Source organism: Glutamicibacter protophormiae (assembly GCF_014647495.1).
GTDB classification, from domain to species: Bacteria; Actinomycetota; Actinomycetes; order Actinomycetales; family Micrococcaceae; genus Glutamicibacter; species Glutamicibacter protophormiae.
In genome coordinates this window covers 201,696-216,653 of sequence record NZ_BMPH01000006.1, presented here as the reverse complement: position 1 = coordinate 216,653, position 14,958 = coordinate 201,696, and the positions used below count along the sequence as shown (strand labels likewise).

Annotated in this window: 12 protein-coding genes and 3 pseudogenes; 9 read left to right on the top strand and 6 right to left on the bottom strand. The window is 58.0% G+C overall.

All coding sequences use genetic code 11. The annotated features are described in order from the left end of the window. Both IEY43_RS09505 and IEY43_RS09500 read right to left on the bottom strand, forming a co-directional pair. Positions 1-452, bottom strand: a 452-nt coding sequence (locus IEY43_RS09505) for a transposase-like zinc-binding domain-containing protein (RefSeq protein WP_445236376.1), incomplete at its 3' end; no start/stop codon positions are given. Between the two features lie 80 nt (positions 453-532). Continuing rightward, on the bottom strand, positions 533-970 hold the full coding sequence (locus tag IEY43_RS09500) for a hypothetical protein (protein ID WP_188948359.1): 438 nt from the start codon (positions 968-970) through the stop codon (positions 533-535). A 340-nt stretch (positions 971-1,310) separates the two neighbouring features. Between IEY43_RS09500 and IEY43_RS09495 the strand changes: the two genes are divergently transcribed. After that, complete coding sequence (locus IEY43_RS09495) at positions 1,311-1,976, top strand: integrase (protein WP_188948358.1); 666 nt, start codon at positions 1,311-1,313, stop codon at positions 1,974-1,976. A gap of 131 nt (positions 1,977-2,107) precedes the next feature. After that, on the top strand, positions 2,108-2,248 hold the full coding sequence (locus tag IEY43_RS09490; RefSeq protein ID WP_188948357.1) for a hypothetical protein: 141 nt from the start codon (positions 2,108-2,110) through the stop codon (positions 2,246-2,248). 609 nt (positions 2,249-2,857) lie between these two features. Here IEY43_RS09490 and IEY43_RS09485 read toward each other — a convergent pair. Beyond that, positions 2,858-4,344: pseudogene (locus tag IEY43_RS09485) on the bottom strand (IS3 family transposase). A 593-nt stretch (positions 4,345-4,937) separates the two neighbouring features. Here IEY43_RS09485 and IEY43_RS09480 point away from each other — a divergent pair. From IEY43_RS09480 to IEY43_RS09470, 3 genes are all read left to right on the top strand, one after another. After that, positions 4,938-5,150, top strand: coding sequence for a hypothetical protein (locus IEY43_RS09480; RefSeq protein WP_188948356.1), 213 nt, complete (start codon positions 4,938-4,940; stop codon positions 5,148-5,150). A gap of 376 nt (positions 5,151-5,526) precedes the next feature. Beyond that, positions 5,527-5,811, top strand: coding sequence for a hypothetical protein (locus tag IEY43_RS18165; RefSeq protein ID WP_209550406.1), 285 nt, complete (start codon positions 5,527-5,529; stop codon positions 5,809-5,811). 933 nt (positions 5,812-6,744) lie between these two features. Continuing rightward, a complete protein-coding gene (locus IEY43_RS09470; protein ID WP_188948355.1) occupies positions 6,745-6,972 on the top strand; it encodes a hypothetical protein in 228 nt (75 codons plus the stop codon). A gap of 203 nt (positions 6,973-7,175) precedes the next feature. Here IEY43_RS09470 and IEY43_RS09465 read toward each other — a convergent pair. Then, a pseudogene (locus IEY43_RS09465) lies at positions 7,176-7,589 on the bottom strand (transposase); the annotation flags it as partial. 4 nt (positions 7,590-7,593) lie between these two features. On the opposite strand from IEY43_RS09465, the pseudogene IEY43_RS09460 reads away from it, so the two are divergent. From IEY43_RS09460 to IEY43_RS09445, 4 genes and pseudogenes are all read left to right on the top strand, one after another. Beyond that, positions 7,594-7,920 (top strand): annotated as a pseudogene (locus tag IEY43_RS09460) (IS1595 family transposase); the annotation flags it as partial. A 255-nt stretch (positions 7,921-8,175) separates the two neighbouring features. Then, on the top strand, positions 8,176-10,566 hold the full coding sequence (locus tag IEY43_RS09455) for a PEP/pyruvate-binding domain-containing protein (RefSeq protein ID WP_188948353.1): 2,391 nt from the start codon (positions 8,176-8,178) through the stop codon (positions 10,564-10,566). Beyond that, the gene (locus IEY43_RS09450) at positions 10,559-11,164 is read left to right on the top strand and encodes a TetR/AcrR family transcriptional regulator (protein ID WP_188948352.1); all 606 of its coding nucleotides are present in this window, start codon (positions 10,559-10,561) and stop codon (positions 11,162-11,164) included. The genes IEY43_RS09455 and IEY43_RS09450 overlap by 8 nt, the downstream gene beginning before the upstream one ends. 150 nt (positions 11,165-11,314) lie before the next feature. Next, positions 11,315-12,508 (top strand): MFS transporter, encoded by a 1,194-nt coding sequence (locus IEY43_RS09445; protein ID WP_308425054.1) that lies wholly within the window; start codon positions 11,315-11,317, stop codon positions 12,506-12,508. A 106-nt stretch (positions 12,509-12,614) separates the two neighbouring features. Here the strand turns inward: IEY43_RS09445 and IEY43_RS09440 are convergent, their stop codons facing one another. Both IEY43_RS09440 and IEY43_RS09435 read right to left on the bottom strand, forming a co-directional pair. Continuing rightward, positions 12,615-12,818, bottom strand: a complete 204-nt coding sequence (locus IEY43_RS09440; RefSeq protein ID WP_013349123.1) for a cold-shock protein — start codon at positions 12,816-12,818, stop codon at positions 12,615-12,617. Between the two features lie 1,174 nt (positions 12,819-13,992). Beyond that, the gene (locus IEY43_RS09435; protein WP_209550405.1) at positions 13,993-14,928 is read right to left on the bottom strand and encodes an NAD(P)/FAD-dependent oxidoreductase; all 936 of its coding nucleotides are present in this window, start codon (positions 14,926-14,928) and stop codon (positions 13,993-13,995) included. Between the last annotated feature and the right edge of the window lie 30 nt (positions 14,929-14,958).

Here is a 14,958-nt window from a genome sequence, read left to right as displayed (position 1 = left end):
ATCGCACGGTCGTTATTGGAGACCGGCGGGTTCAGGCCACGTTTACACTCTGAATCCTGAAGAGCCACTTTGCCCTTGGCGATGGCGATGAGAAGACACCATCCTTGGCGGAGGTAGATCCCGTCGACTTGGATCTCATCGAACACTTCACCGGTGTGGTTCAGGAACGGGTATACGTTCCAGCACCACATGGTTTGGTGCCGGAAGGTCCTGCCGGTGCCGCCGGCGCGCTCGGCTTGGCTTTGTTTGCTGAGCAGCCAGTTGGTGAATCCAGTGAGGATGTTGCGTTGTGTGGTGTCTGGTCGTTGGTGGGTGGCTGAGGCATTGCAGTTGATACATCGCCAGCGTTGTCTGCCGTTGCGTTTCCCGTTCTTCTTTTGGGGGCTTTGGCAGATACTACATAGGTGGGTGTTTTTTCTCTTAAGGGTCACACCGATGGGAACAAAACCCATGGATGCCTTGATTCTGCCCTGGGATTCCGGGGCAGAATCAAGTTTTCAGACACCATTTACCGCCTATCGGCCTAAGACGTCTATGGTTCTTGAGGTGCGGAATTTAGCGATTGTTGGACGGTCCAACTGTCGCCAAGAAGAGCATCTGCGAATACCTTCTCCAGCAAATCAATAGAGAAACCGGTACGTGCACCTAACCAGATGGCAGCGGAACGGGAATCAGATGCTTTACCTTGAACCCAGAATGTCCCATTTCCCGTCATCGCGAATCCATGACCTACATCAATCAGAATGTTTGATGAGTCACCCGTGCGCAAAATCGGATATATTCCAGTGGTCCATTCCTTCCCAAACGATCTCTCAAAAAAGTCAGGATTTCCATAAGTAGGCATGTTCAAGACACGAACCGCTTCTGGAAACTCAGAAATGGCTTGAATTATCCACTGTATGGCATTCTCTCGCCGCTGGATTCTTGCGTTCTTGCGTTCGACTATTGCGTTTATATCAATGGAAGCCATGTTGCTCCAATACAAAGTTTCGGGCTGTGGATGATGAAGGTATTACCGAATCGGCACCGATTTAATTATCAAACCGCTAACGGTAATCAGATCGTATCTACAACAAGTCAGAATTGGAAGAGGTCGCGTTGGCTCATCTAAAGTGCTCGCGAAATGAGGCCCGTGCCTCACTTATTTCTGCTCGCGAAATCTCTGGCGTTCAGGCGGGCACGGTGGCCTGCTGGAGGAATGAAACAGGAACTCACGATGACAACAAGCCATCAGATAGCCATGGGCTTCGCCCTGAAGGATGCTAAGGCCACCAAACGCGAAAGGCATCTTCCTGGACAGCCTCTGCGCCGTGACCAGTTGGTTCAAGGCCAGCGCCCAATGCCGGGTCGCCGCCGAATACAACAAGATCACCGGCAAGAAACCGGTGATGCCACCCAAGCACCGGCCCCGCATCTACCAGCCTTCCACTATCAGCTTGCTGGCCCGGACCTGGACCCTGACCGGCGAGCCCTGCGGCAAATACCTCGCGGTGAACATCGCCGATGTACTTGAACGCCCCGAACGGTTCGGCGAGCTGGAAACTTATGCCGACTTGCTCACCGACGAGGTTCTCCACCAGCTGCTGAACATGTTCGCAGCCACGATGGACCGCTACCTCAAACCGGTGCGCGACACGCGCTACCCGGCAGGTGCCCAGTCTTCCACCACGCCCGGGGCAATGCTCCTTTCCGAGAGCCCTATCCGCTGGTCAGGCACCCCGATGGAGCAAGCTCCCGGATTCTTCGACGTCGATACGGTTGTCCATTGCGGGCACAGCCTCAAGTGCGAATTCCTGTACTCGATCACCATCACCGATGTGTTCACCGGCTGGAGAGCGAACCGTGCGCTGAAAAACCGGGCCCACCGCAACGTCGTGGCGGGCATCGAGGCACTAGTGCAGTCACAGCCCTACCCGATGACCGGGCTGGACTTCGATAACGGCGGGGAGTTCATCAACGTCCAGCTGATCGAGTGAGCCGAGCAGCAGCACATCGACTTGACCAGGGTCAGGGTCTACCAGCACAACGACAACGCGTAGGTCGAACAGCGCAACCGGGACTGGGCGCGCCGCCATATCTTCAGCTACCGGCACGAAGGGCCTGAAAAATGGCGCTGCTCTACGAGCTCTGGGAACTGGTGGGATGGAGCAAGAACCACTTGCCGCCCTTGGTCAAGGCCAACGTTTACGACACGGCACGCCCTGGGTGCAGCAAGCGCACCTACGATACCCCGCGCACCGCCAAATAGGGTCTCTTGGTAGTGATGTACCGGCGACTTACGATGCCGTGAGATCGGTTGTCTACGAAGCCACGATATTCAGTGTCCACGAAGCGCCGAGATTACACACCGGGTCGTCGGAACGTCACTACCCACTGACGCTATTCGGTAGCACAGCTATCAGCGGCTGCTAGATCTCGGGGCCATGGACGCAGTCCATGCCAAGGAGCTAGCCGCGGAGCATCGAGAGTTGAACCCTGCGCAGATCACCCGGAGGATCAACCAGCTGCAATGACAGTTGATGACTAAGGCCAGGCTACGGTCACGGGCTGGCGGAGTCGATTTTGGCGAGTATTTTAGGTGCGGCACGCGATAAGTTTTCTCGAGCATATTGACATGAGGCACTGCGGTTCATGGAACTGCGGAACAGGATCCAGGAGACCCTCGATGGTCTTCCTAACCCATGCAAAGGCCGCGGCGGAAGACCCAAGGCCCTCGGCCTGCACCAGCTGCTTCGGATCGTGCTGTACCTGCTGTGCCACATCATTCGCCAATCGTTCATAGCCGACCAGTAAGGCATCAGCCACGCCGCCGTCTCCCAGATCCGGAAATTTTCAAGTCAAGTGAGACCAAAGGGTGCTAAGCAGCGAGTATCTCTTCACCTTCCTCCTGCGTCACCGGTTCGTTGATCCACGCGGCCTCAGGCATCTGTAATTTCTTCGGCATGCGACGCTGACCGAACCGTTCGGGATGCGCATCCCACGCTTGCTGCAACGCCACCAGCCGCTGGTCCTCAACATGCCCGGTCATCCCGAAATGCACGTCCGCAGGCGTATGGAACCCGATCCCCGAATGCCGGTGATGACCGTTATACGCCTTCACGAACCGGTCCATGAAATCCCTGGCATCAGCCAGCGAACCGAAACGCTCGGCAAACACCGGAAGATACTTCCACGTCGTGAACCAGGCCTCCGAATACGGATTGTCGTTGCTGACCTTCGGCCGCGAATGCGACTTGAGCACATCCAAATCTGCCAGCAATGCGGCGACCGGCTTCGAGGTCATCGACGTCCCCCGGTCGGCGTGCACCACCTTGGGGATCTGGTCGGTGGCGAATACCTGCGCGATGAACTCACGCGCCAATTCCCCGGATTCACGGGCATGGACCTGGCAACCGACGATGTAGCGCGAATAGATATCGATCATCACGTGCGCATCAAAGTAGGCGCCCTTGGCCGGGCCGGCTAATTTCGTGATGTCCCACGTGAACACCTCTCCAGGCTGGTACGCCACCAGCTCCGGGACCTTTCGGGTTGGATGCCGGGCCTGCCGGCGGCGTTCGGCCACTTGCTTCTCACGGCGCAGCAGCCGATACATGGTGGAGACCGAGCCTAAATACGTTCCTTCAGACAGCAAGGTGGCGTAGATCTGTTCGGGTGCCTGGTCGATGAACCGCTCGCTGTTCAGCGTCTCCAAGATCAGGGCTTCCTCCTGCGCGGTGAGCTTGTTCGCCGGCGCCGGACGCGGTGCTGCAGCGACCGGCCGCGGCGCGGAGCCCGGGCAGCTTGCTGGCGACGGTGCATCGTGGCCCGGCTGACCCCGGACAGGGCGCTGGCCAGCCGGGTGGGCACCCCGACGCCGAGCAGCTGCTGGTAGGTGTCGGTGAGCAGGCCGCGGACTTCTACTTGGAATCCGCGCTCTTTTCAGATTTGTTCCAAGAGCGCGTGCGCTTTTCCCATGATTTCTAGGGCGGTCTGCGTGGTGGCCAGCTTCTGCTCGCTGGTGGCTAGCTGCTTTTTCAGTCGGGCGATTTCGGCTTGTTCCTTGCTCAGCTTGCCCTTCGTGGCACCGGCGCTGCCGGTGCTGGCGGTGGTGTTCCCGTCGAGGATTCCCGCGTCGCGCAGCCTGCGCCACTCCACGATCTGCGAGGAATACAACCCGTTGGCGCGCAGGTAGCCGCGGCCCTCGCCGGTTTGGATCGCGTGCTCGTAGCCTTGCAGGTAGGCGAGTTTCTGAGCCGGGGTGATGGTGCGCCGGCGTGGCTGGTCCGGGCGGGGCTGGGTGGAATCCATGGTCCCATTCTCCGGCATGGTCCCGGTGGCTGGGTGGATGGAGGCGATGCTCATGGTGGAGGTTGGTCCTGTTCTCGCCCTGTCTGGGGAGGATAACTTGCTATGAATCGGTGGTCTCACTCAACCCTGACAGACAGGGATCTACCGCGACCTCATACCGCTGGTCAGCATGGCGCGGGCGCTGGAGCCCCCGATCTCAAGGAAGCACTATCCAAGGGCGAACCGTTGATCGTAGATGGCACTGACGTGCGGGTTCGTAAACACCAGCCAGCGCTCAGAACGCATTACTAACGGAAGAAGAGGCGGCCGGATCAGGGCGGTGCCGGTAGGCGCCGGCAGACAGACGGTGCCTGGTAGGCTGGTCACCAACTTTGAGGAGCTGAACAGCCTGTTCGCCGCATGGGTGACCACGGTCTATCATCACGCGGTGCATTCGAGCACCGGGCAAACCCCGATCGCCCGCTGGGAGGCGACCCGGTACGCAAGCCTATGGAAGAGATCCGGGTGGCGTACTGTTGGGCCGACACCCAAAAGGTGAGCCGGTCCGGGACGGTGTCCTTGTATTCAAATACCTACGAGGTGGATCCCCCTTTGGCTGGCACCACGGTGGAGCTGGTCTAGACCCGTATGACCTGAGCGCCGGGAAGATGGTTGATTCGCATCTGGGAGTTCGCTCAGGCACGGCCAAGTCGTTTGTGGTCGGCCGGCACGTGCATGCCAAGGTAGTGAACGCGGCCAAGGACGCGGATGGGACCGCGCAGCTGGGTTCGGGAGATCAATTACCTAGGAATGCTGGCCTAAGCGCACCGGGAATCGCCCCGGCCATAGACGACGTGTCGGCTCGGGCGGTGGACGACTGATGAGCGCGCTGAACCTGCAGTTCCATTACGGGTTCACCCGGATGCCGTTCGGAAGGGACATTCCGCCCTCGGCGCTGGCCCAGCATTCTTGGCACCGCGAGGCGGTGTCCAGGATCGTCTGGTCCATTGACCAGTGCTGGCTGGGGCGGATCACTGGGGAGGTCGGGGCCGGGAAGACCGCAGCGGCCGCGCCGCGTTGGACGTCTGGAGCCGGCCTGACACTTGGTGATCTATGTTCCGGACCCGACGATCGGGGCTGCGGGGCATCCACTCGCAGATCGTCACCAGCCTCGGGGCAGTCCCCTCGTATTATTCCGGGGCGTTGTCGTCCCAGTCGGCGAAGTTGCTGGCCGGGGAACCCGATGAGCGCTCATGATTGCCGACGCTGGTGATCGACGAGGCGCACCTGTTATCGAATGACCAGCTTGAGGCGTTGTGGATGCTGACGAACGTGGGGATGGATACGGAGTCGAAATTCGAGTTGCTACTGCTGGGCCGGCTGACGTTTCCGCGGCGGATGAAGCTGGCAGTCCTTTCGGCGTTGGACCAGCGGGTCGGTACTCGGTACACCCTGGAAGGGATGGGTATCGGGGATTTGAAGGACTACTTGGGCAAGCACCTTGGGTTTGCTGGCCGGTCGGACACGTTGTTCTTGCGATGATGCGACCGATGCGATCCACCAAGCTTCGCGTGGGTATCCTCGGATGGTGAACAAGCTGTCCATGGCCGTGTTGATTGCCGCTTATGGGCGGCAGAAGTCGATCGTGGATCAGTCTTCGGCGCAGCTTAATGAGTGATCCTCGGTATCCTGACCGGTCCCAGCACATGTGACGAGGACCGCACCAGCTTGACCAGCAAGACACCCCGCCAAAGTAGTTGTGGCGGGGTGTTCGCGTCGGTGGTGGTCGGCATTCGGGGTGGTGGCTTCGTCGTCAAGCGAAACGACGGTAAACAACTATATGTTTACGCAGGTAAATCTTTATATCCTATCGTTGCTTGGTTTGGGAGGCCCTGAGCCGTGATTCGGCAATGAGTGCTTTCCTGCGCTCTTCTTCCTCGCGTTGACGCAAGCGCTCCCGCTCCTTCAAGTACCGTTTGGCTGCTTCAGGATCCGCCTTCTGCACAATTGAAGGGGGTTGCTGGTGAGCTGAGTAGTCCATAATTTCATCCTCGCTTCGGTAGGTGACCCACATCATATCTCAGGAAAGGCGAAACTAATAGGTCGGCAATGTGGGTACACTCTTTTCTTTTACAAGTGAGACTGAGCTGATATTGCCAGTGCCAGAATGAAAAGTTAAATTCTCAGCAACAAGCCATCCGGCAACGCAGGAAACTGTTTCTAAGTTGGAACTATAGGCTTATTTCTGGCAAGTCGAATGCCGCCATTTATTCTCATCCCGGCGAAGCCAGCGTTAACCTTGATGTCGCAAAGCAACTGACTGACCCTGGACGATACTTGGTCAGCTTACTTTCTGACCTGACGGAAGAAAACATTCAAGGGGTAGAGTAGGAGATCGAACATGTCCGTCACCCAAATGGTGGACTCCCATCAGTTCTACATTCCGCTATCGAATCGAGTCCGAAGAGTGGGCCCTTGTATTGGCTCGATTGGATCAAAGTTGTCGAGAACATCAGTTTCAACGTATGGTCAACCTATATGCTCAAGGGTAAATCGAAACCGTCAATGCTTGAAGTGTGTATGGACGTCCTGCGCCACCAATACGCTCCAGCAGCTGCAGCATGGGTAATCAGCCAACGCGGTGGCGAAGTCCTAAATGTAAACATTCTCAACCAGCAACTGCGTGATGGGTATGAAGATTGAGCTGGAAAAATTACCAAAAAATGGTAATGGACCGCTTCTGTAAGTGGCGACGCTAAAGGACTTTTATCACGGTTGAATTGGGTTATGATTTGAGTTCAGTTCTTCAACGCATAGAAGTTTCTGCAGTCAACTATCTGGCATTTAGGGTTACTTGGACCAGTTGGATAAAAGGGCTCTTAAAAGTTTAGCGTGGTGCAGGATGCTCAGCAGGTCCGTAGCACTGTCGTTTGTAAGAGTAACCGAAGCCGATAGTTACCATGATTTCGATAACCACGCCCAATGAGTTTCAGCTTCTTCGTCGTCAGATTCGCCGCCTTCCATCGGGCATTGATCAGTCCTGACCGCACGATCACCAGTATCTCCCTCTGCCATGCGGTCAACGTCCTGAACAGGGACTTCGCATCGGTTATTGTCGTGGCTTTCACCGACTTCTCCAGCACCGCCCACCGGGACTGGAGCTCATGGACGTCAGTGGTTTTCAGCAGTTGCCGCACGTTCTCCTTAATCGCATAGATCACCCCAAGTTCCGGATCCGCGTCAAGGATCGATTTGAGTCGTTCGACCTGCGTGATCGACAGGTTGTTCAGGTTGCAGGTCAACATTTTCCGGTACGTGTAGACCCTCTGTGGGTTTGTGCGCGAAACTGTAGACTCTGGTGCCATTGTCCATACAGATGGGTGGACGGGATATCTCCCGCTAACCAAGACCGGCTATGACCACCGTCCCCGTTTCCAGCGAACAGCCAAGCACGCCGGTGATACCGAGCTGATCATGCCTCGCGTCCATTGTGCTATCAGCAATTTTAAGTCCTGGCTGCGAGGTACTCATCGCTCGATCAGCAGCGAGCACTTGCAGGTCTACCTTGATGAATTCGTGCTCCGCTACAACCGTCGCCACTCACCGATGTCTGCATTTCGAATCCTTCTAGAGCTGGAATCTCACCAATAGCCCGCGACCTACCGACAGATCACAGAGCAGGATCCACGCGCTAATGAGTTGAACCTGCGCTAACCGTCTACCTACTAGCTATCTGAATCCGAAGCCCGAACATGGGTATCGTAGGTCTGGACTTCCTCGTGTTCCATGACCGAGATGCAGTCTGAGCCGCGATGTTCGCAATGGCTGCCCAGACTGAAATAGCTACTATCTGAACCTGTTCAAGAAGTAGTATACGGATCGTTCTCTAAGTCGTAGCATGGCCTCATGGAAAAACCGCAGATCCTGCCTTTGGCATTAGCCTCCCAAGACAATCTGAACGCCGTGGGAGGCAAGGCCGCAGGTTTGGGTGAACTGATCAAGCTGGGGGAAAACGTGCCTCCGGGGTTTGTCGTGACGACGGATGCCTACGAAGAATTCCGGTCGGCTGGTTCCTCCACCGCGCTCAGCGGAACAAAACTCGCCGAAGTGATCGGAGCAGCTTACCGAGAACAAGGAAGTCCGTTAGTTGCCGTCCGTTCCAGCGCGACGGCAGAAGACCTGCCGGGTTCCGCTTTCGCCGGACAACAGGAGACATACCTGGGCATCTCGGGCGAGAGGCAGCTGTTCCGGGCTGTTGAAGACTGTTGGGCTTCCTTGTACTCCGACCGCGCCCGAGCGTATCGAAGAGAGCGAAAGATCGATGAATCGGTGATGTCGATGGGCGTCGTGGTTCAGTCAATGGTGGATGCAGAGTTCGCCGGGGTGATGTTCACCGCTGATCCGGTGACCGGGGACAGAAGCCATATTGTGGTGGAATCCAACCCGGGCTTGGGCGAAGCAGTGGTTTCGGGAATGGTGACCGCAGATCGGGCGATCATTGATTCCAAGGGGAGGATCATCGAGCGCCGAGCCGGACTGGCCGGCACTGTCATCAAGCTGAACTCCGACGGCGGAACCAGAAATGAGACTCCCAAGGAAAACCACCAGCTTTCCGAGGAATCACTGCGCAAGATCGCGGAAGCCGGCGTTCGCATCCGCGAAGGTTTCGGTCGGCCCATGGATATCGAATGGGCCGTAGCCAACGGCGATCTCCTGATCCTACAGGCCAGGCCGATGACAGCCTTGCCTCCAGCCCCGCGCAATATCGGCCCGCTGGCACGGAAAGTCGCACCGATGCTCTACGAGTTGCTGCCGCAGCGCCCCACTATTTTGGAAACCGAAGCATGGATCGATGCCGGCATCGCCCCATTGGTCGCGGGTATGCTGCACGGAATCACCGGGGTTCGCGTGGACTACTCCGCATGGCTGAAGCGCGAGAACGGGGTCGTCACCGAATTCATTCCCGTCACGCCGAAACCATCAGCGGCAACGCCACGAAAAATCGTTCAAGCCCTTATACAGAAACCGCCAACCAGATCATGGCGAAAAGATCCCCTGTATGACGAGTACCTGCGCAACTGCCAACAGCTCAACGAACTCCACTTGGCGGATCTGTCCTGGAAGGAACTGTCGGAGATTCCAAGCAGGGCCACCACCGGCATGCAACTTGTGACTGAGCTGCGCGTGAAATACCTACGCCAAGCGATCCCCGCGGGAATCAAGCTGATCCTGGTACTGGCGTTAGCCGGAAGGCTGTCGCAGTTTGCGTCGCTGAGCGTGACTGCTGATACCGAGACCCACCGAATCAACGACGCTCTGCAACGTATGGCCGAACTGATTGCCGAGACGCCCGGAGCCGCCCAGCTTCTGTGGGATACGGAGCCAGAATCAACACTCCAGGCGCTGCGCTCGCAACCGCACATGGAAGAAATCGCTGACCACATCGATAACTTTCTCGCTCGCTACGGCCACAGGGAATCAGCCAGCTTGCTGCTGCCGCGGGCAGCAACCTGGGGAGACGACCCAACCCCGGTATTCAACCTGCTGCGCATGCTGATCGATGGAACTGGCGCAGAAGTAGCGGAAAAAGACGTCTTGGAAAATCTGATATCCCACTCGCTGCTTGGCAGTCGGTGGCTGGAACCGCGAATCAGGCGATGGGTCAAGGGGCTGCGCGGATTCATCTCCGTGCGCGAAGACACGCATTTCGAAATTACCCGAACCATGCCGGCAGTACGCTCCGCCATCAAGGAAATGGGGCGCCGGCTACATGATGCCTCGGCCCTGGAATGCCCAGGAGATATCTGGTTCGTGAACTATGACCTCCTGCGCCGAGCACCAGATGTCGCTGCGCTCAGCGGTGGACAACTTGCCCTGATTGCGGCTAGCCGTCGACGCCGCCATGATGAACTGGCCGGTGCGCCGATGATTTCTCCGGCCACCCTCTACGATCTGTCTCCGGTGCCAGGGGCATTACTGCACGGCACCGGTTCCGGCGGAGGCAGGGCCAGCGGAAGTGTTCGCATCATCAATTCACCAGAAGAGTTCGAAAAGCTGCTGCCCGGAGAAGTCCTGGTCTGTCCCGCTACCAACCCCTCGTGGACTCCGTTGTTCGCCCGGGCCGCGGCGGTGGTGGTCAATCACGGTTCTGCAGCCTCCCACGCTGCCATCGTTGCCCGTGAATACCGGATCCCAGCGGTCATGGGATGCGCGAACGCCACCACCGTGCTGGCCAATGGCCAGCAAATCATCGTCGACGGCGACCGGGGTCTCGTGTTGGAGCCAGAACATGGCTGATCAGAAAGATTATCGATCAGGCCCACGACGGCGCGGGGAGCAACTTGTCACTGCAATACTCGATGCCGCGGCGTTGGAGCTGGCGCAGTCCGGATTCGCCGCCCTGAGCGTTGAAGCAGTAGCACGACGGGCCGCTGCTTCCAAGGTGTCCATCTACCGGCGGTGGCCGAACAAGATTGAATTGGTGCGGGCCGTTGCGGCGCATAAAGCCGTCATGCCGGTCCTGCCGGAACAGGCTGCAACACTTCGCCAGGACCTGCTTCTGGTGCTGCGCTCGATGGCAGCGCAGATCGACGAACCGATCGGGGAGCTGTTGCGGGGCTTGGTCATCGCGAGCTTGTCCGATGAAGCGCCGAGCATGGCAGACATGTCGTGGGGGATGGGCCCCAACATGATGCAACTGATTGCCGAGCGTGCTCAGGTGCGCGGGGAGCTGGCGGAAATCCCGTCCGAGCTGGTGCTTCGGGTCCCCACCGAACTGTTCAAGCAGCGTTTCATCGGTTTCGGGAAGGTTACCGACCGGTTCATTGTTGAACTTGTTGATCAGATCGCATTACCGCTGTGGACCCTGAAACCCGGGGAGTCCCACGCGAGCTAAGCGCCCGGACATGGCGATGTATCCGAAGCTATAGAATACGGTGAACCCAGCTGGGCGAAGTACCAAGGAGTAATCATCACAAAGTCAGATGCCAGGGCTGAGCAGTTTAGCGAGCCTCAGATCCGCGCAATTCGCCGGCGGTCCATTTCAGTGCTCGCTCTGGGGCAGATACTGGGAGGGCTCGGCGGCGGCGCGACAATAACGCTGGGTTCCCTGCTCATCGTTGATGTTTCGGGCCTCGACTCGCTGGCCGGCATGGCCGCGACTATGAACACCCTCGGCGCGGCGATCATGGCGATCCCGCTGGCGATGCTGGCCCGCCGCTTTGGGCGCCGGATCTCGCTTTCCACCGGCGCCTTGATCGCGGTTCTCGGCTCGCTGCTGATCGTAACCTCTGCGATCCTTGATTTGGTGCCGCTGCTGTTCCTCGGAATGCTGGTGCTGGGAACCGCTTCAGCGATGAACCTGCAATCGCGTTTCGCTGCGACCGACCTGTCGGACGAGAAGACCAGAGGCCGGGATTTGTCCTTGGTGGTTTGGACGACAACCATCGGTGCCGTGATCGGCCCGAATCTCTTCGCCCCGGGCGAAGTAGTGTCCACCGCTTTGGGACTGCCCGCTTATACCGGAGGATTCTTGATTGCGATGGCGGCGCAGCTGGCCGGCATGAGCATTTACCTCCTTGGACTGCGGCCGGACCCGATGAAGGTCGCCCTGCAGCAAAACAGTGGCAGCGTTCCGGCTGCTGCGCGTCGTGGAGGGGGTTTCCATCTCCTGCGTGAGCGGCCGGCGGCTCGTCGGGCCGTGGTGACCGTTGCGCTGAGCCATGCCTACATGGTGGCGCTCATGTCCATGACCCCGGTGCACATGCAGCACCATGGGGCAACATTGACGCTCATCGGATTCACCATTTCGCTTCACGTGCTGGGGATGTACGCGCTGTCGCCGCTCTTTGGTTGGCTGACCGACCGGGTCGGCGGGTCTCGCGTTGCCCTGATGGGGCAAGTCCTGCTGATCGGGTCGAGCCTCTTCGTCTGGTTCAACCCGGAGGACCACGTCATGGTGACTGTTGCCTTGGCGTTGTTGGGCCTGGGATGGTCCGCTTCAACGGTGGCGGGCTCGACCATGGTTTCGGCAGCTGCGCCGATTCATGAACGAACCAGTCTCCAGGGAACCAGCGACCTGCTGATGAACCTCGCCGGCGCACTGGGCGGCCTCAGCGCGGGTCCGCTGCTGGCGCTCTTCGGGTTCCATGGGTTGGCGCTGCTGCTGTTGGCTTTGGCAGTAGTCGTGATTTTTGCCAATCGCGATGCACTGAAGCCGAGCCAACGCGTGGCTCTCTAGACTGGTGCGAAACCCCCGGCTCGCGGAGCCGGGGGAATGAGCCCGAAAACAATAACGGCGTGGACTTCATCAAATGATGAAGTCCACGCCGTTATTTCAAAGACTCTTAGCGGGCCTGAATGTTGGTTGCCTGTGGGCCCTTTGGACCGGCTTCCAGGGTGTACTCAACGGTCTGGCCTTCTTCGAGGCTGCGGAATCCGAAGCTCTGGATAGCGCTGTAGTGTGCGAAGACGTCAGCCGATCCATCCGAAGGAGCGATGAAGCCGAAGCCCTTTTCAGCGTTGAACCATTTCACGGTGCCAGTGGCCATAGTGTTATTTCCTTATTATTGGTTGGCCACAGCGTGGCCTGAGTGCCGATCCGGAGATTCGAATCGGAAATTTTTGAGGTTACCTCGGGCAGTGCCATCCGCAACGATTCGCCTGCCGTCGATACGGGGGATCGATTACTGATTTTGCCGGTATCGGCCAAAAACGGATGTCGCTGCACTGGATTAGTTATCCGAGAGATTCCGGGAGAAGGACGGTAATGAACCAGTCCCATCGAAGTAGAACACGGAATCGGTTGTCATCGGACGCACCGATGCGTCTGGATAACCAGTTTGCAGTGAAGAAGAGAAGATGAAGAATTCGTTTCGGTTAGGAGCTGATCTGATCCAGGATCTGACCAGCCGATATGTGCTGCACAGACGATTTGTTGGCTGTGCTACAAATCCATACTGCTAACGCTTGCTGGTGGGTGAATCACACCTTCAAGCGCCGAGGTAACTCAATAACTCTACCATCTGGAGCCGACGATGTCTTCGTGACGTTCCTAACGGACAGCTTAAGCAAGCGCGGATTGCTATTGTCGGCGCGCGAGTTGGAGCCTTCGGGCTGGAGTATAGGTCCGTCCCGTATGTGAAATTTATGGAACGCTCGGAATGAGATTTCGCGAAGAGTCCGGCAATGGCAGCAGTCGGTTGTGGCCCCGGTCGATGCATTGAAGCCAAAGGGGACTCTTTCGATTCATCGTCTGTAGGCTGTTTCTCCATGACCGGCCTCTTCCCGTTGAGCCAGATTGCGGCGCCGCGGAGGTGAGTCGGATCCTGCATGACCAAATTTATTGTTCACTGATGTTGAATTGCCCTTCTAGGCCCTGAATCACTCGTCGGACGAAGAAATGATGAGCGGACTCGACAAATTCCGCGCCCCTCTACCGAGCAGGTTGATCGTCAAAGGCATCGAGCTCTATGCATTTTTATTGATGAACATTGCATCGTGCTCCTTGAATGAAGGCGATTCGCCCCGCATCGTAAATCGATTGCCGATTTCTCCTGAGCTTCGAGCGCGGTGTGGTCGGGACTGTCTCCAACGGGAATATCGCAGGGGAAATAGTCCGCGATGCCCTTTTGGTAGGCGTAGCAACGCCATGCCCTGTTTCAACTGGCCCGGCAAGTCCTGCGATGGCTGTTCCGAGTGAGGCCATCACAGGACCCCAAGCCGTTAGGCATGCATTTTGTTCAGCTCAGAGTTTAGGCTCGAGATGGCAAGGTCTGCGTTGAGTGCTGCTCCGGCGACGGTGCCAGATGCCGCCGCGGCCATGACCATGGCGCCCAAGTTGGCTGCGTTGCCGGCTGCATAGACCCCGGGAATGCCGGTTAGGCCCATTTCGCTCACCTGGATAAACGTTCCCAGGGGATGCTCTTGCAGCTGACCGCCGAGCTGTTGGTAAAGGCCTGCATTGGCATTCATTCTGCTGGCTACGACGGCCGCTTGGGCATCAACCAGATCGCCGTTGCTCAGCTCAACGCCTTCGAGCTGCCCGTCGCCGTTCACTCGAAGCCTCGCAATCCTGCTCTCCACAATTGGAACACCTAGCTTGTCAAGTGTTGCCCGGTTTTCCTCGGAAAGAACATTTGGCTGGTGATTGATGAAGACCACCCGGCTGCTGAGTTGTGCGAACAGCAGAGCCTGGTGGATGCTCATCGGCCCGACCCCTAAAACGGCAACTGCCTGATCCCGCACTTCCCATCCGTGGCAGTACGCGCAGTGGATGGCGGAGACACCCCAGGCTTCGCGCAACCCGGGGATCCCTGCGAGGTCATCGGTAAGTCCGGTGGCCAGCACGATGCGCGAGGAGGAGTATTCGCTGGTGTCGGTTTTGACGGTGAATCCGTCCTCGATGGATCCGGTCAGGTGTTCCGCCTCCTCGGTGACGATTCGTGCGCCGTAGTGTTCGGCTTCGCTTCGCCCGAGCTCCAATAGATGCTGCGGGCTGATTCCTTCTTGGCCCAAGACGTTATGGGCGTGGGAGGCACGGGCATTGCGCGGCTTGTTCGTGTCGATAACTAAAACCGACCGGCGAGAGCGCCCCAGCGCTACGGCCGCCGCAAGTCCAGCGCTGCCACCGCCGATGATGATTGCGTCGTAGTGTTCCATTGCCATGTCCTTTCGAGAGGTAGTGAAAAC

Bases quoted from the DNA above. Each gene is read 5' to 3' on its own strand.
- IEY43_RS09500 (WP_188948359.1), bottom strand. From the start codon at position 970: ATGGCTTCCATTGATATAAACGCAATAGTCGAACGCAAGAACGCAAGA.
- IEY43_RS09490 (WP_188948357.1), top strand. From the start codon at position 2,108: ATGGCGCTGCTCTACGAGCTCTGGGAACTGGTGGGATGGAGCAAGAAC.
- IEY43_RS09480 (WP_188948356.1), top strand. From the start codon at position 4,938: ATGGTTGATTCGCATCTGGGAGTTCGCTCAGGCACGGCCAAGTCGTTT.
- IEY43_RS09455 (WP_188948353.1), top strand. From the start codon at position 8,176: ATGGAAAAACCGCAGATCCTGCCTTTGGCATTAGCCTCCCAAGACAAT.
- IEY43_RS09450 (WP_188948352.1), top strand. From the start codon at position 10,559: ATGGCTGATCAGAAAGATTATCGATCAGGCCCACGACGGCGCGGGGAG.
- IEY43_RS09440 (WP_013349123.1), bottom strand. From the start codon at position 12,818: ATGGCCACTGGCACCGTGAAATGGTTCAACGCTGAAAAGGGCTTCGGC.
- IEY43_RS09435 (WP_209550405.1), bottom strand. From the start codon at position 14,928: ATGGAACACTACGACGCAATCATCATCGGCGGTGGCAGCGCTGGACTT.